Annotated in this window: 12 protein-coding genes; 10 read left to right on the top strand and 2 right to left on the bottom strand. The window is 48.3% G+C overall.

The window, feature by feature from the left end:
- The first annotated feature begins 10 nt into the window (after positions 1-10).
- From ACZM6M_RS14780 to gpmI, 3 genes are all read left to right on the top strand, one after another.
- The gene (locus tag ACZM6M_RS14780; protein WP_066547096.1) at positions 11-1,234 is read left to right on the top strand and encodes a phosphoglycerate kinase; all 1,224 of its coding nucleotides are present in this window, start codon (positions 11-13) and stop codon (positions 1,232-1,234) included.
- A gap of 95 nt (positions 1,235-1,329) precedes the next feature.
- A complete protein-coding gene (tpiA, locus tag ACZM6M_RS14775) occupies positions 1,330-2,085 on the top strand; it encodes a triose-phosphate isomerase (protein WP_066547098.1) in 756 nt (251 codons plus the stop codon).
- A gap of 22 nt (positions 2,086-2,107) precedes the next feature.
- Positions 2,108-3,649 carry a 2,3-bisphosphoglycerate-independent phosphoglycerate mutase gene (gene gpmI, locus ACZM6M_RS14770; RefSeq protein ID WP_337433460.1) on the top strand — a complete coding sequence of 514 codons (1,542 nt, stop codon included), beginning with the start codon at positions 2,108-2,110 and terminating at the stop codon, positions 3,647-3,649.
- A gap of 106 nt (positions 3,650-3,755) precedes the next feature.
- On the opposite strand, the gene ACZM6M_RS14765 is transcribed toward gpmI, so the two are convergent.
- Positions 3,756-4,640 carry a DMT family transporter gene (locus ACZM6M_RS14765; RefSeq protein ID WP_337433461.1) on the bottom strand — a complete coding sequence of 295 codons (885 nt, stop codon included), beginning with the start codon at positions 4,638-4,640 and terminating at the stop codon, positions 3,756-3,758.
- Between the two features lie 176 nt (positions 4,641-4,816).
- On the opposite strand from ACZM6M_RS14765, the gene ACZM6M_RS14760 reads away from it, so the two are divergent.
- The 7 genes from ACZM6M_RS14760 to ACZM6M_RS14730 all read left to right on the top strand — a co-directional run bounded on the left by ACZM6M_RS14760 (position 4,817) and on the right by ACZM6M_RS14730 (position 14,190).
- A complete protein-coding gene (locus tag ACZM6M_RS14760) occupies positions 4,817-6,592 on the top strand; it encodes an ABC transporter ATP-binding protein (RefSeq protein ID WP_417045350.1) in 1,776 nt (591 codons plus the stop codon).
- A gap of 14 nt (positions 6,593-6,606) precedes the next feature.
- Complete coding sequence (locus ACZM6M_RS14755) at positions 6,607-7,476, top strand: DegV family protein (protein WP_337934055.1); 870 nt, start codon at positions 6,607-6,609, stop codon at positions 7,474-7,476.
- 1 nt (position 7,477) lies between these two features.
- The gene (locus ACZM6M_RS14750) at positions 7,478-8,947 is read left to right on the top strand and encodes a sensor histidine kinase (protein WP_337934056.1); all 1,470 of its coding nucleotides are present in this window, start codon (positions 7,478-7,480) and stop codon (positions 8,945-8,947) included.
- Positions 8,944-9,900 carry a GerMN domain-containing protein gene (locus tag ACZM6M_RS14745; RefSeq protein WP_417045348.1) on the top strand — a complete coding sequence of 319 codons (957 nt, stop codon included), beginning with the start codon at positions 8,944-8,946 and terminating at the stop codon, positions 9,898-9,900. Before ACZM6M_RS14750 ends, ACZM6M_RS14745 begins: the two co-directional genes overlap by 4 nt.
- Before the next feature lie 9 nt (positions 9,901-9,909).
- The gene (locus ACZM6M_RS14740) at positions 9,910-12,300 is read left to right on the top strand and encodes a DNA internalization-related competence protein ComEC/Rec2 (protein ID WP_489490524.1); all 2,391 of its coding nucleotides are present in this window, start codon (positions 9,910-9,912) and stop codon (positions 12,298-12,300) included.
- A gap of 129 nt (positions 12,301-12,429) precedes the next feature.
- Positions 12,430-13,296 carry a TrmH family RNA methyltransferase gene (locus ACZM6M_RS14735; RefSeq protein WP_066547113.1) on the top strand — a complete coding sequence of 289 codons (867 nt, stop codon included), beginning with the start codon at positions 12,430-12,432 and terminating at the stop codon, positions 13,294-13,296.
- Positions 13,297-13,455: 159 nt separating this feature from the next.
- Positions 13,456-14,190: an SIMPL domain-containing protein gene (locus tag ACZM6M_RS14730; RefSeq protein WP_484073964.1), complete on the top strand. Its 735-nt coding sequence runs from the start codon at positions 13,456-13,458 to the stop codon at positions 14,188-14,190.
- Positions 14,191-14,308: 118 nt separating this feature from the next.
- On the opposite strand, the gene ACZM6M_RS14725 is transcribed toward ACZM6M_RS14730, so the two are convergent.
- A complete protein-coding gene (locus ACZM6M_RS14725) occupies positions 14,309-15,640 on the bottom strand; it encodes a uracil-xanthine permease family protein (RefSeq protein ID WP_337934062.1) in 1,332 nt (443 codons plus the stop codon).
- Between the last annotated feature and the right edge of the window lie 119 nt (positions 15,641-15,759).

Genomic DNA, 15,759 nt, shown 5'->3' with positions numbered 1-15,759 from the left:
GGGTACATCCATTATGTTAAATAAGAAATCTATCGACGATATGAACGTAAAAGGCAGAAGAGTGCTGGTGCGCTGCGATTTCAACGTGCCGTTAAAGAATGGTGAGATCACCGACGAGACACGTATCGTGGCTGCTCTGCCAACCATCAACAAGCTGATCGCTGACGGTGCAAAGGTAATCCTCTGCTCCCACTTAGGCAAGGTAAAGAATGGCCCTAACGAGGGTGAGTCTTTAGCTCCTGTCGCAAAGAGACTGAGCGAGAAGTTAGGTAAAGAAGTTGTATTCGTAGCGGATTACAACGTAACCGGCGAGGCGGCAACCAAGGCTGTAGAGGCCATGAACGAAGGCGATGTGGTTCTTCTTCAGAATACCCGTTTCCGCGGCGCTGAAGAGACAAAGAACGGCGAGGCATTCAGCAAAGAGTTAGCAGATCTGGCTGACGATTATGTATGCGACGCATTCGGTTCCTCCCACAGAGCACACGCTTCCGTAGAGGGCGTAACCAAGTTCATTTCTGCCAAGGGCGGCACAAATGCAGTTGGCTATCTGATGCAGAAGGAGATTGATTTCCTGGGAAATGCAGTTGAAAATCCTGTAAGACCTTTCGTAGCAATTCTTGGCGGTGCAAAGGTTGCTGATAAATTAAATGTTATCTCTAATCTGTTAGAGAAGTGCGATACTCTGATCATCGGCGGTGGTATGGCATTTACTTTCTTAAAGGCAGAGGGCAAGGAAATCGGAAAGTCCTTAGTAGATGATACCAAGTTAGATTACTGCCGTGAAATGATGGCAAAGGCAGAGAAGCTTGGCAAGAAGCTCCTTCTTCCTGTAGATGCAGTAGTAGCAGCTTCCTTCCCGGATCCAATTGATGCTCCTGTTGAGGCAGAGAACGTATCCGTAGATGCTATGCCTGCTGATAAGATGGGTCTGGATATCGGCACTGAGACTGCAAAGATCTATGCTGAGGCTGTAAAGTCTGCAAAGACTGTTGTATGGAACGGACCGATGGGCGTATTTGAGAATCCGACTCTGGCAAAGGGAACCATCGCAGTTGCTGAGTCTCTGGCTGAGACAGATGCAACTACGATTATCGGCGGCGGCGATTCTGCAGCAGCTGTAAATCAGCTGGGATTTGCTGATAAGATGAGCCACATTTCCACCGGCGGCGGCGCTTCTCTGGAGTTCCTTGAGGGCAAGGTACTTCCAGGTGTAGCAGCAGCAGATGACAAATAAGGCTGTATAGCATAAGTATACCGCCCGGACCGGAGATAAGCCTGCGGTCCGGGCGGTCCATTTACGGAATCAATGTGTGTAAAGGAGAGATAATCATGGCAAGAAAGAAAATCATTGCAGGCAACTGGAAGATGAATATGACCCCTTCTGAGGCAGTAGCACTGGTAAACGAGTTAAAGCCTTTAGTAGCCAATGATGAGGTGGATGTAGTGTTCTGTGTACCTGCTATTGATATTATCCCGGCAATGGAGGCTGCAAAGGGAAGCAATATCAATATCGGTGCTGAAAATATGTATTTTGAGGAAAAGGGAGCCTATACAGGTGAGATTTCACCCAATATGCTGACAGACGCAGGCGTAAAATACGTGATCATCGGACATTCCGAGAGAAGAGAGTATTTTGCAGAGACAGATGAGACTGTAAATAAAAAAGTATTAAAGGCATTTGAACACGGTATTACCCCGATTATCTGCTGCGGCGAGTCTCTGACTCAGAGAGAGCAAGGGATTACTATTGACTGGATCCGTCAGCAGATCAAGATCGCTTTCTTGAATGTAACAGCAGATCAGGCAAAAACTGCAGTAATTGCATATGAGCCAATCTGGGCCATCGGAACCGGAAAAGTAGCTACCACAGAGCAGGCAGAAGAGGTATGTGCAGCTATCCGTGCCTGCATCGGTGAAATTTATGATGAAGCAACTGCAGAAGCTATCCGCATCCAGTACGGCGGTTCTGTATCTGCTGCATCTGCTCCCGAGCTGTTTGCACAGGCAAATATCGATGGTGGTCTGGTAGGCGGCGCTTCCTTAAAGCCTGATTTCGGAAAGATTGTAAATTATAAGCAGGCGTAAGCCAATAAGGAGATAAACGATTATGAATAAGAAACCAGTAGTTCTTATGATCCTGGACGGATATGGTCTGAATAAAAACTGCGATCACAATGCAGTTTGCGAGGCTAAGACTCCGGTTATGGATCAGTTGATGAGCCAGTGTCCTTTTGTGGAAGGTCAGGCCAGCGGCCTGTTTGTAGGACTTCCTGATGGACAGATGGGTAATTCTGAGGTAGGCCACTTAAATATGGGTGCAGGACGTGTGGTATATCAGGAGCTGACCCGCATTACCAAGTCGATTGAGGACGGCGATTTCTTCCAGGTTCCTGAATTTTTACAGGCAGTAGAAAACTGTAAAAAGAATGATTCCGCTCTTCATCTGTTCGGTCTGGTATCTACCGGCGGCGTACACAGCCATTTAACCCATATCTATGGCCTGTTAGAACTGGCAAAGAGAAATGGCCTGGAGAAGGTATATGTACACTGCTTCCTGGATGGACGTGATACACCTCCGGAATCCGGTAAGGATTTTGTGGCTCAGTTAGAGGAAAAGATGGCTGAGATCGGCGTTGGAAAGGTAGCTTCCGTTATGGGACGTTACTATGCAATGGATCGTGATAAGAGATGGGATCGCGTAGAGCTGGCTTACAGAGCACTTACAAAGGGTGAAGGTAAGGCAGCTGAGAGCGCTACAGCCGGTATTCAGGCGTCTTATGATGATGGAAAGGCAGATGAATTTGTAGTTCCTTTCGTTGTAACCGAAAACGGTGCTCCCAGAGCTTCCATCAAAGATGGCGACTCTGTTGTGTTCTTTAACTTCCGCCCTGATCGTGCAAGAGAGATTACTCATGCATTCTGTGACGATGAGTTTGACGGCTTTGCAAGAGAGAAAAAACTGGATCTGGTTTATGTTTGCTTTACAGACTATGACGAGACCATCACAAATAAGCTGGTGGCATTTAAGAAGGAGCAGATCACCAATACCTTCGGAGAGTTTCTGGCTGCTCACGGCAAGAAGCAGGTACGCATTGCCGAGACAGAGAAGTACGCTCACGTTACCTTCTTCTTTAACGGCGGAGTAGAGGAGCCAAATGAAGGAGAGGATCGTATTCTGGTGCCTTCTCCAAAGGAAGTGGCTACCTATGATTTAAAGCCTGAGATGAGTGCAAACGGCGTATGCGACAAACTGACAGAGGCTATTCGCTCAGGAAAGTATGATGTAGTGATCATTAACTTTGCAAATCCGGATATGGTGGGACATACAGGTGTTGAAAATGCAGCCATCAAGGCTATTGAGACGGTAGACGCCTGTGTAGGAAAGGCCGTAGAGGCTGTAAAAGAAGTGGACGGTGTAATGTTTATCTGCGCAGACCACGGAAATGCAGAACAGCTGGTAGACTATGAGACAGGTGAGCCATTCACTGCTCATACCACAAATCCTGTTCCTTTTATCCTGGTAAATGCAGATCCATCCTTTAAACTTCGTGAAGGCGGCGCTCTTTGCGATATCGCACCTACCCTGATTGAGCTGATGGGACTGGAGCAGCCTAAGGAGATGACTGGCAAGTCTCTGCTGGTGAAATAAGATAAAATGATACCGCTTGAGAGTGGCTGACAATTCCCCCCCCGGAGAGAGCATATCAGAAGCTTTTCCGGGGGGGTTTGCAGTAGTACGCCTGAGGACTCAGACTTTAATTATTCTTCATCTGCAGCCCGATGACCCCGATCATAAAAGCGGCTGTTCCGCCGATGATCCAGCCAGTGACCGTTTCGTGAAAGAAGAATACGCCCCAGAGAATGGCGAATACGGCCATCATGCTCTGGATCACGGGAACCATATAAAAGGGCACCAGGGGGATGGCTTTGGCATTGAGGTAAAAGCCCATTCCCGTGATAAAGCCGAAGGCAAGGATGGCAAGGATGCAGGCCAGATCCGGACGGATAAAAGCTATTTTCCCTGTAAATACAGGCTCTGCGGCCGGGATCAGGGAAAAAAGACCGGACAGGGTAAATATAGCCAGATTGCTGTCGATAATATCCAGCCGTCCAGCTACCATTTTCTGGGAAAGCACATGGCAGCCTGCACAGATACCGGACAGGATAAACAGGCCGGTAAAAAGGAGATTTTCTTTAAAAAATACATCCAGAGGACGGCCGTTTAAAGAGATGCACAGAACGCCGCCGATGCAGAGAAAGATACAGAATCCCTTTTTGGGGGACAGCTTCTCCTTAAAGCACAGTACGCTTACCAGCGTCAGAAACAGGGTCTGGGCAGGCTGGGTCACAATATTTCCATAGGAAAGTCCGTGGCTTAAGGCGTAGTTTTCTGTCAGATAGGCCATCCATTTGATAAAGGCTCCGAACAGGATCCATTTCCAGCAGGATAAGAGGGCCTGTTTTAAGTTTTTTTGAAATGGCTGCCTCAGGATACACTTTAAGATGAGCAGCCACACCACTCCAATGAAAAAACGGAAAAAGGTAATCCATGAAGCATTAAAATAAGGGCTGATCAGTTTGACGCAGGTACCGCCGAAGCTGAACATCAGGGCAACGCAGAGCAGATAGACATATCCCATAGCTGATTTTCTCCTTCAAATCTATTTGACACTATTATAGCAAAATCTGGAAAAAAGGGTAGGAAAAAATTCTTTCCCCTGCCTCTTCCATTTTCCATTCAGATACGTTACAATAAAAAGATAACTGCCCGGAGAAATTACTCTGATGGCAAGAACAAAACAGGGGAGAAAGGAATATGAATACGAAAAAGGGAATGAAAGCGGCAAAGCTGTTAAAAAGCTTTCTTCCATATTATGGAAAGTACAAAAAGGTCCTGATCCTGGATCTGTTCTGTGCGGCATTGACCACGCTGGGAGAGCTGGTGCTTCCTCTGATCCTTCGGTTTATCACCAATCAGGGAATGCAGGATCTGGCTTCCTTAACCACAGGGCTTGTGGTAAAAATCGGCCTTTTATATCTGATCCTGCGGGTGATCGATTCGCTGGCTGCCTATTATATGGCATATACGGGCCATGTGATGGGCGTATATATTGAAACAGATATGCGCCAGGATGCCTTTGAGCATCTGCAGATGCTCTCGGACAGCTACTACAGCAATACCAAAGTTGGACAGATCATGTCCAGGATCACCAGCGATCTGTTTGACGTGACGGAATTTTCACACCACTGTCCGGAGGAATTTTTTATTGCCATTTTAAAGGGAATCGTATCCTTTGTGATTTTGTCAGGAATCAATCTGGAGCTGACGCTGCTCATTTTCCTGATGATCCCGATCATGATCGTTTCCTGTACCTGGTTTAATCTGAAGGTAAAAGCGGCCTTCCGGCTTCAGAGAAATCAGATCGGCGAGCTGAACGCCCAGATTGAGGATACGCTTTTAGGAAACCGGGTGGTTCGTGCCTTTGCAAATGAGCCGGTGGAGATTGAAAAATTCGGAAAAGGCAACCGGGAGTTTATGAAGATCAAAAAGCATACCTACCGGTATATGGCGGCCTTTCAGATTACCACCCGTTCCTTTGACGGCCTGATGTATGTGCTGGTGATCGTGGCCGGAGGCCTTTTCATGATTAACGGAAAGATCGCTCCGGGAGATCTGGTCGCCTATACCATGTACGTGACCACTCTTTTGACAACCATCCGCCGGATTATCGAGTTTGCGGAGCAGTTCCAGAGAGGAATGACCGGGATTGAGCGTTTTCAGGAGATTATGGATGTGACTCCCGATATCAGGGATAAAAAGGGAGCAAAGCCTCTTTCCGATGTAAAGGGAACAATCGAATTTGACCATGTAAGCTTTGAATATGCAGACGATCATACCCAGGTACTGAATGATATCTGTTTAAAAATCCGTCCAGGCGAGAGGATTGCTTTAGTTGGCCCTTCCGGCGGCGGAAAAACTACACTCTGTAATCTGCTGCCCAGATTTTATGACACAACAGGGGGAACTATCTCCATTGACGGAATGGATGTAAGGGATATTACCCTGAGAAGCCTGCGCTCCAATATCGGAGTGGTACAGCAGGATGTATACCTGTTTTCCGGCACTGTATTTGAAAATATTCTCTACGGACGCCCCGGCGCTTCCAGAGAGGATGTGATCAAGGCTGCAAAAATGGCGGGGGCTCATGAGTTTATTACGGAATTAAAAGACGGCTACGATACCTATGTGGGCGAACGGGGCGTAAAGCTTTCCGGCGGGCAGAAACAGCGCATCAGTATTGCCAGGGTATTTCTTAAAAATCCGGCAATCCTCATTCTGGATGAGGCCACCTCAGCTCTGGACAATGAGAGCGAGTATCTGGTATCACAGTCTCTGGAAAAGCTGGCTGAGGGCCGCACTACGTTAACTATCGCCCACCGCCTGACGACCATTCAGGGGGCAGACCGGATCCTGGTGCTTTCCGGCAATGAGATCGTGGAGGAAGGAAATCATAAGGAACTTCTTGAAAAGAAGGGGATGTATTACCAGCTTTATATGACAGCCAACCGTTTGAATCAGGGGCTTAACTGAAAGGAGGATATGTTATGAAAATAGCAGCAGCTACGGACAGCAACAGCGGCATTACCCAGGATCAGGCAAAGCAGCTGGGAGTCCATGTGCTTCCCATGCCCTTTATTATTGACGGGCAGATGTACTATGAGGGTGTGGATCTTACCCACGAGGAATTTTTCAGACGGATGGAGGAGGGAGCGGATATTACCACCTCTCAGCCGTCCCCCGGTGAGGTGACTGATTTCTGGGATAAACTTTTAGAGGAGTATGATGCAGTGGTGTATATCCCCATGTCCAGCGGTTTAAGCGGTTCCTGTCAGACCGCCATGCTTTTAGCAGAGGATTACGAGGGAAAGGTATATGTAGTCAATAACCAGCGCATTTCCGTGACCCAGATGCAGTCTGTGCTGGATGCCAGAGATTTGATAAAAAAGGGATATGCGGCTGCACAGATCCGCAATATTTTGGAAGAAACAAAGTTTGACAGTTCCATCTATGTTACAGTGACCACTTTAAAATATCTTAAAAAGGGAGGACGCATCACTCCGGCAGCCGCTATGTTGGGAACTCTTCTCCAGATTAAGCCTGTCCTCACCATCCAGGGGGAAAAGCTGGATGCATTTTCCAAGGCCAGAACCTTAAAGCAGGGAAAGACCATTATGATGACCGCTCTTAAAAAGGATCTGGAAACACGTTTTCACGATCCTGAGGCACGTCATACCTGGCTGGAGATTGCTTATACCTGCAGCGATGAGATGGCTCAGGAATTTAAGGAAACAGTGGCAGAAATCTATCCGGATGCCAATATCTGCATAGCGCCGTTGTCATTAAGCATTGCCTGCCATATCGGACCGGGCTGTCTTGCTGTGGCCTGCAGCGGCCATTTAAAGGAGCTGGAGTAGATTGAAAAAGAAGAAATGGCTTGAGCGGTTTAAGCTAAGGGGAAAAAGCGTCATGATCCCTATGGTGATTCTGATGATCCTTACTGCTTTGGTTCCCATGCTTTTGCAGGCAATGATCAGCCGCAGGGCCTTTAACCAGACCCAGCTGGAGGCGAAGGGCATTGAGATACAGAATCAGTGTCTGATCTTAAGCAGCCGCCTCATGCGTTCAGGTTATATGACCTCGGATAAGGGAAATACCATGGAGCTGGATACCCGTATGCAGACGATCGCAGATATTTATAACGGGCGGATCGTAATTGTAAACAGCAGCTTTAAGATTATGAAGGATACTTTTAACCTGGCGGCAGGGAAGTATTATGTTTCAGAAGAGGTTATCCGCTGCTTTAACGGGGAGACAAACAGCCGTATGAATCAGGAGATGGGTTATCTGACCCAGACTATTCCCATCCACAGTGCTTCCGATAAAAAGAAGGTTACGGGAGTGATGGTGGTTATGGCTTCTACGGAAAATATTTCCGCACTGACCGACCGGGTTCAGGGAAGCACCCAGCTGTTTTTGCTGTGCATGATCCTGGTGGTGGTGGTCTGTTCCATGGCAGCCGTGTTTTTCCTTATACGGCCTTTTAAGCGGCTTCTGGCTTCCTTTGAGCGTGTTTCCTACGGAGATTTGGACACCGATATCATGGAGGATGCCTATAAGGAAACAATCCAGCTTTCACAGGCAGTACAGAAGTCGCTCAGAAAGCTTAAGGCAGTAGATCAGTCCAGACAGGAGTTTGTTTCCAATGTATCCCATGAGCTGAAGACCCCGATCACCTCTATCCGGGTGCTTGCAGATTCGCTTATGAGCATGGAAGAAGTGCCGGCAGAGCTGTACCGGGAGTTTATGGCAGATATTTCGGATGAGGTAGACCGGGAAAATCAGATCATCACTGATCTGTTAACGCTTGTGAAAATGGATAAATCTGCCCAGAGCCAGATGAATATTACACAGACGAATATAAATGAAGAGCTGGAGCTGATCTTAAAGCGCCTGCGTCCCATTGCCAAGCGAAGCAATGTAGAGCTGATTTTAGAAAGTATCAGAGAGGTAACAGGAGATGTGGATCGGGTGAAATTTTCCCTGGCTGTATCGAACCTGGTAGAAAATGCTATTAAGTATAATGTGGATTCCGGCTGGGTGCGGGTCACTCTGGATGCAGATCATAAATATTTTTATATTCGTGTAGCGGATTCCGGAATCGGGATTCCTCAGGACTGCATGGATCATATTTTTGAACGTTTTTTCCGCGTGGACAAGGCCAGATCCAGAGAGGTGGGAGGCACAGGCCTTGGGCTTGCCATTACGCTGAATGTGATCCAGATGCATCATGGGATCATTGATGCGGAAAGTACACCGGGAGAAGGGACAACCTTCAGTGTGCGCATTCCCCTAAATTATGTGTCCAGACAGGAGGATAAATCATGAGTACCACAGGAAAAAAGGGAAGATTCTCAGTAAAGATCCTTCTGAGACTGTTCTGTCTGACAGGGATTTTATTCCTTTCCGGCTGTCATCTGGAGAAGGAGCCTGTGGCAGCTCCGAAGGAAGGACGATATCTGGTTTACTATCTGAATGGTTCCGGGGTAAATCTGATTCCCAGGGTGTATGAAACGGAGGAAACAGATCCGCTTGCCCTGTCTGATGAGCTGATGGAGCAGCTGCGTTACGTCCCTAAGGATCTGGAATGCCAGACTGCTTTGGGAGACAAGGCAGTATTCAGGGAAAGCCGTCTGGACGCAGGGGTACTGTCGCTGTATTTTGATGTGAGTTATGTAAATATGAAGCCAGAGCAGGAAATTTTATGCCGCGCGGCTCTGGCGAGGACGCTTACCCAGATACCGGGCGTAGATTATATCAGTATTTACTGTGGAGATCAGCCGCTGATGGATGGTCAGGGAAATCCGGTAGGCGCTGTGTCTGCCTCCGATTTTATATTAAATACCAGTAATGTAAATTCCTATGAAAAAACAGAGCTGAAGCTGTATTTTGCAGATAAAACGGGAACAAAGCTGATCTCTGAGACAAGAGAGGTTGTCCACAATATAAATACCTCCATGGAGCAGCTGATCGTGGAACAGCTTTTAGCAGGTCCGGCGGAAGAAGGCCATCTGGCGGTGCTCCCATCTGACTGCAAGATTTTAAGCATTTCTGTTACGGATAATGTATGCTACATCAACTTTGATTCCTCTTTTTTGAAAATGGAGCATCCAGTAAATGAATATCTTCCCATTTATGCCATTGTCTCTTCTCTGGCTGAGATGACAAGCATTACAAGGGTTCAGATCATGGTAAACGGTTCCCAGGATGTGATGTTTCGGGATGTGGTATCCTTAAACCAGACCTTTGAGTTAAACCATGAGTATATCCAAGAAGAATAATGAGGTAAAATGAATATGAAACGGCCGATTGCAGGTATTGCAGCAGGTTTCGTACTTGGAGAGGTGCTGGTCCTGCAGATGCAGGAGGCTGTGAATGTGTGGCTGACGGTGGTCCTTTTGATACCGGCACTTTTTTGTGCGGTTTTAAAATGGGGGACGGCAAAAGAAAGACGGACAGGCAGGAGTGGTATTAAAAAAAAACTCCTGTCTGTTTTTTTAATTAGTTTGGCTATGGCGGCGGGAAGCGGCAGAGGAGGTATGGTAAAGAACCGGCTGGATCATGAGGAAGGACTTGTAAAGCCCTTTGAGGGAAAACAGTGCCGGATCAGAGGCACTGTGGAAAAACGAAGCTGGAAGGAAGAACGGTTGACACTGGAGCTTAAAGAATCAGAGCTCCAAAGCGGAGAGAGGAAGGAAACGTTTCGCCGTATACTGTTGTATATGGATTATGGCAATGTGCCGGACTGGGAAAATGAACTGGCAGCAGGGAAAACGGTGGAGATTTCAGGACGGCCTGAGGTGGTAAAAGGGCCTCTCAATCCGGGAGAGTTCGATTTTCGTAACTATTACCGTTCAAAAGGAATTGCCGTAAAGATATATGGGAAAACATATTTTGGCTCTGAGGGTTCGGCGTATCCCTGTCCGGCCATGCTTGAACGGATAAAGGAGCACTGTGCTCAGGTCTTGAAGAAGTGCTGTACTCCGAAAGATGCGGCTGTGTTTATGGCCATGCTGTTAGGCGATTCAGGCGAAATGGAAAAGGAGCAGAGGGAGCTGTATCGGGACAGCGGGATCGCTCATCTTCTGGCTGTAAGCGGACAGCATCTGTCCGTGATCGGCGGCGGGGTTTATCTGATCTTAAGGAAGCTTGGATTTGGCTTTACGGGAGCCGGAGCTGTTGGGGCCTTTTTGGTCCTGAACTATGGCCTTCTCACCGGAGGCTCCGGCTCTGCCATGCGTGCTGTGATCATGATCCTCTGTCTGTGGCTGGCTAAAAAAGAGGGAAGGACCTATGACACCCTCTCTGCACTGGGGATGGCGGCAGTGCTGCTTTTGTGGCAGCAGCCCTATCTGGTATTTCAGAGCGGATTTCAGCTTTCCTTTCTTGCCGTATGGGCCATTGCCGGGCCGGGAATGGGGCTTTGCAGGCTTCTGGGGCTGGAAAAAGGCTGGCAGAAGGGCGCCGCTGTAAGCCTGTGCATTCAGATGATCCTTACGCCTGTGATGCTGTGGCACTATTTTAAATATCCTTTTTATGGTATGGCGTTAAATGTACTGATTCTTCCCTTTGTGCCGATGCTGATGGTTTCGGGTCTTCTGGTCATCGGGCTTGGAGGCTTCAGCACAGCTTTGGGAAGAGGGGCTGGAGGGGCAGGTCATTATATACTGGGGTATTATGACTGGCTGTGCAGCCAGTCCCGGAAGTTTCCGGGATACAGTCTGGTACTTGGAAGACCCGGATGGGAAAGGATAGCGGTGTATGTGCTCTTTATGATCGTTCTGTTTGCGGGACTGCGGGTTTGGAACGGGAAGAAGGGGAAGACTGGCAGGTCAGTGAAGCTTGCGCTGTTTTTTTGCGCCTTTTATTTCAGCCTTGTAATCTTTATCCCTATGCCTGTAAGGGGAATTGGCGTTCTGTGTATGGATGTGGGACAGGGAGACGGATTCCTTTTGCAGGCAGGAACCCACAGCGTGCTTATAGACGGAGGAAGCAGCAGTGAAAAGAAACTGGGAGAGATGACGCTGGAACCCTGTTTAAACAGTATGGGAATCAAACGATTGGATGTTTCTGTAGTGAGCCATGGGGATAATGACCATATAAGCGGCCTTATGTATCTTTTGGAGCAGAAAACGGTTTGTCCGGGGCTTCTCCTTCTTCCTGCCGGAGGGAAAGGACAGGAGATCTATGAACGTCTGGAACGGCTTCAGAAAGAAGCAGGAGGGAAAACCCAGTATATGGAAACGGGAGACGTGCTCCGTGTAGGTGAGCTTAAGCTTACCTGTGTTTACAGTGGAGAGGGCAGCGATCAAACAGACCGTAACGCCCACTCGCTGGTGATATGCGCAGACAGTGGAGATTTTCATATGCTGTTTACGGGGGATATGGGAAAAAGGGAAGAGGAGCAGCTTCTGATCCAGGCAGACCGCAGAGAGGGAGCATGGATCAGGGAGCATCTGGCCCATATCAATCTATTAAAGACGGCTCATCACGGTTCTTCCGGCTCATCCTGTCTGGCCTTTTTGGAAGCTGTTACGAACGTCCGGCTGGCGGTTATTTCCTACGGGAAAGGAAATTCCTACGGCCATCCGGATCCGGGAGTCGTAAAGAGGATGGAGCATCTGGGAATTAAGGTACTTACGACCGGCGGAAAGGGGAGCATCCGGATCTGGGTTCCATAAAACCGAAATGGCAGTTGACAAAAAAGGTTCCATTTTCCATAATAAAACGGTGCGTATGATTGAACCGGGAGCAGAAAATATCCTGGTCAAAGAATCGCTATTTTACCTTAGAACACAGGAGAATTTAACATGGCAGATATTAGAATGATAACGGATATAAGGGATCCCGCTCTGGATGTGTACTCCAGGACGCCGGAGGTTCAGCTTCTGCGTCTGTTTGAGCCAAATCCGGGGATTTTTATCGCAGAAAGTCCAAAGGTAGTCCAGCGCGCTCTGGACGGAGGCTATGAGCCCATATCTATTTTGGCAGAAAAAGGGAAAATGGAAGGTGAGGCTGATGAGGTCATTAAGCGGTGCGGGGATATTCCGGTTTATATGGCAGAACCGGATGTACTTACGGGACTTACGGGCTTTAAGCTTACAAGAGGACTTTTATGTGCTATGAAGCGGAAATCCCTTCCGTCTGTCCGTGAGATCTGTGCCGGAGCCAGAAGGATTGCAGTTCTTGAAAATGTGGTAAATCCTACCAATGTAGGCGCTGTATTCCGTTCTGCTGCAGCGTTAAATATGGATGCGGTGCTTTTGACTCCCGGCTGCAGCGACCCTTTGTACCGCCGTGCGGCCAGAGTCAGCATGGGAACGGTATTTCAGGTTCCCTGGACAAAATTTGATGAGAAAAAAGAGCCATGGCCAGAAGGAGGAATGGAACTTTTAAAGGAACTGGGATTTAAAACTGCGGCTATGGCCTTAAAGCAGGATTCTATTTTTCTGGATGATCCGTCTCTCAGAGCAGAAGAAAAGCTGGCGGTGATCCTTGGAACAGAGGGAGACGGACTGGCGTCTGATACCATTGCAGACTGTGATTACACGGTGATGATCCCCATGAGTCATGGGGTGGATTCGCTGAATATCAGCTGCGCCAGTGCAGTGGCATTCTGGGAACTGGGAAAAAGGGATGCTGACAGAGGTTCCAGGAAAAATCGTAAGACAATTTAAGCGAAAAGAAATACCATCTTTCCCTGAATCTGGTAGAATAAAGGCAGAAAGAAGAGGCGTGCCAATGACGGGAGGAAGACTTAGATGAAACGAGATAGATACATTGCAGAGCGAAAAAAGAGAGGTTTGAGCGGAAAACAAATCCGGAACCGGGCAGGAATGGCGGCGGCTGTACTGTTTGCGGCTGTAATGGCAGGTGGCTGCGCAACTCCGGCTCAGTTCCCGGACACGATTAAGGTTCAGGATGTAAATGATTCAGAGGGAATCACAGTTACAGGGAAGGAAGAGGTAAAGGTGGTTCCGGATATGACCGAGATCCGCTATGGAGTCTACAGTCAGGCCCAGACTGCTTCCCAGTGCCAGGAGGACAATGCAAAACAGCTGGATCAGACCATTGAAACCTTAAAAGGACTGGGGGTGAAGGAAACTTCTATTCAGACATCTGCCTATGGCTTGAGTCCCATTTATGACTGGAACTCAGGAAACCGGACGATCACAGGCTATGAGATGAATACAGAGATCACGGTATCGGATATTCCCATTGACCAGGCAGGAGAGATCCTCAGCCAGTCTGTGACAGCAGGTGTGAATCAGATCGAGTCTGTCACCTATTTTTCAAGCCAATATGATGAGAGCTATCAGGAAGCGTTAAAGGGCGCTGTCGCTATGGCAAGATCAAAGGCAGAAGCGATGGCGGAGGCATCTGGAAAGAAGCTTTCTTCTGTGGTAGATATTCAGGAATACGGCTACAATCCGCAGGCCCGATATTCCTCCTACAATGCCCCAGCAGCCAAGATGGCAGTGGAAGAAACGGCTGCAGCTTCAGACATGGCGGTAATGCCCGGAGAGGTCAGTGTAGAGGCCCAGGTTACAGTGACCTATGGGCTGGAGTAAGGATAACGAAAGAGACAAGAGGATTACTGAGCAAAAAAAGGCTCCGGCCATTCAAAGCGGATGGACGGAGCCTTTTTTAGTGCGCCTTGCGGCGCACGTTGCTGTATACAGATTCAATTTATTTCTCTGCCGCCTTGTCTTTTGGAAGCGTTACGTTTAAGAAAACAGCAACCAGAGTAGCGATAACTACCGGCGATTTACCGAAAATGGTAGTTACCCAGTCCGGGAAGGAAGCCAAAGAGGCAGAGGCCTGTGAAACACCCATTCCCAGAGCGGCTGCAAGACCTACGATGGAGGTATTGCGGTAGTTCATATTTTCCGTCATAACAAGCTTCATGCCGGTCATGGCGATGGATGCGAACACAGATACGGTAGCGCCGCCTAAAACCGCATAGGGAATCGTAGTTAAAAGGGCGGAAAATTTTGGGAAAAGTCCTGCGGTCAGGATGATCAGTGCAGAAAGCCCCAGAGTCACGCGGTTTACGACCTTTGTGGTAGCTACGATACCTACATTCTGGCTGTAGGTAGCGGTGGGAAGGCAGCCTAAAAATGCACCGAGTATATTGGAAACACCGTATCCGAGGATGGCTCCGTGAAGCTCGCCGGTGGTTGGTTCACGGTCTAAACCGCCGGCCGTAGTAGCAGAGAAGTCTCCAATGGCCTGTACGGAATTGATGACAAAGAGCAGACCTAAGGCTACGCAGGCAGAGGGCTCAAATTCGATGCCAAAGTGCATGACTTCGGGAAGCTGGAATACACCGGCTTGTGCCACGTTGGAAAAGCTTACCATTCCGAAAAAGCTGGAAAAGATGTAGCCTGCGATCATTCCGATTAAAATAGAAGCCAGTTTTAAAAATCCCTTTGCAAAATGGTTGAGAACGGTTACAACGATCAGAGTGAAGATGGCAACCGTCCAGTTCTGCCAGGAGCCGTAGCCGGGCTGGCCGGTTCCGCCGGCCATGTAATTGATGGCAGTAGGATAGAGTGAGAGGCCGATGGTAAATACAACTGTTCCTGCGATCAGAGGCGGGAAGAATCTGCGGATCTTTTTGATGGACAGACCTACCAGGATCGCGCAGATACCGCCTACGATCTGAGCGCCCAGAATGGCGGGAATACCGCCTGTTTCAGCAATCGCCTGCATACTGGGTACATAGGCAAAGCTTACTCCTAGGATAACGGGAAGGGCAGAGCCGAGATGAAAGCCGTTTTTGCTTCCGATGGGGAAGAGCTGCAAAAGCGTTGCCAGAGCGGATACCACAAGGGAAGCCTGGATTAAAAGCACGCGGTCGGCAGTGTCAATACCGGCTGCGCCGGAAATGATGATGGCAGGCGTTACACAGCCCACGATCATAGCAACAACGTGCTGCAGAGCCAGAGGAATGGCCTGGCTCATCTTTGGTATTCCGTCCAGTTCAAAAAGAGACGCATGTTTTTTTGCTGTATTCATAATGTTGTTTTCCTTTACTTTTTAGTATACAGGAGGCTGCCATAGCAGACTTTTGACCCCCCACAAATACCCGTCCATCCCAGCAGCCGGATGAACAGGTTATCTGTATGCAAAATTAT

The organism is Enterocloster sp., from assembly GCF_057861365.1.
Note: the sequence above shows the minus strand (reverse complement) of the source record. Positions and strands in the feature narration are given on the sequence as shown.